Below are 1,626 nucleotides of genomic sequence, written 5' to 3'. Positions count from 1 at the left end.
GGCTACTTCAGACCATCCTTAACGTGGTAGAACAGCGTTTTTTCTGGTTATAGGTTCTTATAGAGATTTCTAATAAATATGTGATATTTTTATTGGGTGGCAAAGTAATAGCTTGGAAGATTTGCTAGTGGGAGATGTTTGAGTTGTTCTTATGTTTTCCACTGTTAGCGCAAGGGTTGACGGTAGTATTTAATGACTAGTGTCGATTTGTGTTGACGTGATCTGCACGTCAGTGCTGTGACAAAGTTTTATATGGGGTTGATTATGAAAGATATGTTTGTGCCAGTTGTAAAAACTAAGGTCGGGACAAAATATATGGTAAGTAGCCAGTCAGTTTCTATGACTGGTGAAAATCCTGAGTTTGAAATATTCCTTGATGAGTGGTCCTGCGTTGTTCGATACCTAGACGATTCCGAAAATGAGAAGTCTAGATATCAAGTTGAGGTCATAGATGGGAAGTTGTATGTAAATCTGTACAATCATAATAGCAAAAAAGGAGAGTTTATTTATACGCCATTTAAAGTGGCTAAAGCTGGAAAGTGGCAGATATATTTAACTTACTTTTCCGAGTTGCACGGAGGTGCAGTTGTAGGCGCTCGAAGGTTTGATTACCACGTTTGGGTTGAGGAGGTAGCATGATAGATAATGCTAGCCCGCAAAGTGGCGATGTTGGTGAGCAACCAAAAACGAAAATTGAAAACACAACTTCGCACGCTACTCATCAAGTTGAAGGCTTGATTACTAAACAAATTGGTTCGGGAGAGTATGCTAAAGATACATTTATATATATAACGATATTTTGGAGTTTTGTGATTGGGTCGGTAACCTGTGGTGCAATTTATATTAGAACGTTTGCTCCTCCAGAGATGACTGCTGCTGAAATTGTTGAAATGGTCAAGGGAGTGTGGTCTATATTTTTACCAATTATAACATTGGCTTTGGGGTATTCTTTCGGGAAGGGACGGTAGGGTTTATTGTGAGTTCAATCTTTCGACGATTAGGACTTCCAAGGGCTCATTTTTTGTGCCAGCGGCCGGGCAGGGTGTCCACGCTGTCGCAGTCCATCAAGGCGGCAATGTCGCGGCGCATTCAGTCGTTCCAAGTGCCGCCGTCGGGGTTAAGTTCGGCGGGGTTGGTGACGGTGTGGCCGCCGGCGCGCAGGTTGGTGGTCATTGCTTGGAAGGCGGCGAGGTTGAGGTCGGGCAGGCTGGTCATGGGCCCGCTGAGGTAGATGCGCTTCATGCTGCCTCCCGTTGCTCTTCCGGCTTGCGGATCAAGCCCAGGCGCACGCCTTCATCTCGAACAATCAAGATGTCGTCGCCATAGCCCCATGGATTCTCGAAGCCGTTATCCATCGTTGGCTGGAAATACCCGTAGCGCATCATCTTCCCGCTGAGCACGAACGAACCGACAGACCCGACCAGGCTCTTCAGTGTGCCGCCGTGCGAGAAGCCGTCCCACTGGCCTTCCCTCGTAACGTTGATGCGGGCCCCGGAGTAGTCATCGAACAGCCAGACGATGTTTCGGCGGCCATTTAGAGCGAGGTATGCATCGTGCCCCGCGCCCTTGTTACGAAAGAAGCACCGGCCGCAGTTGGCGATCACCCTTAGGGATGGTCTGAAGTAG

Annotated in this window: 4 protein-coding genes; 2 read left to right on the top strand and 2 right to left on the bottom strand. The window is 47.5% G+C overall.

Translation table 11 applies throughout. The features are described 5' to 3' along the window. Nucleotides 1-264 precede the first annotated feature (264 nt). Nucleotides 265-639, top strand: a complete 375-nt coding sequence (locus HX793_RS30640) for a DUF6864 domain-containing function (RefSeq protein WP_178905594.1) — start codon at nucleotides 265-267, stop codon at nucleotides 637-639. Continuing rightward, nucleotides 636-968 carry a hypothetical protein gene (locus HX793_RS30635; protein WP_178905593.1) on the top strand — a complete coding sequence of 111 codons (333 nt, stop codon included), beginning with the start codon at nucleotides 636-638 and terminating at the stop codon, nucleotides 966-968. The genes HX793_RS30640 and HX793_RS30635 overlap by 4 nt, the downstream gene beginning before the upstream one ends. A 121-nt stretch (nucleotides 969-1,089) precedes the next feature. Here the strand turns inward: HX793_RS30635 and HX793_RS30630 are convergent, their stop codons facing one another. Together HX793_RS30630 and HX793_RS30625 are read right to left on the bottom strand one after the other, a co-directional pair. Next, nucleotides 1,090-1,242 (bottom strand): DUF4406 domain-containing protein, encoded by a 153-nt coding sequence (locus HX793_RS30630; protein WP_256733982.1) that lies wholly within the window; start codon nucleotides 1,240-1,242, stop codon nucleotides 1,090-1,092. Beyond that, nucleotides 1,239-1,626, bottom strand: a 388-nt coding sequence (locus HX793_RS30625) for a YoqU family phage-derived protein (protein WP_178905592.1), incomplete at its 5' end; no start/stop codon positions are given. The genes HX793_RS30630 and HX793_RS30625, both read right to left, overlap by 4 nt.

The organism is Pseudomonas reactans (genome assembly GCF_013387025.1).
Lineage (GTDB): Bacteria > Pseudomonadota > Gammaproteobacteria > Pseudomonadales > Pseudomonadaceae > Aquipseudomonas > Aquipseudomonas reactans.
This window is presented reverse-complemented; position numbering and strand designations above follow the sequence as displayed.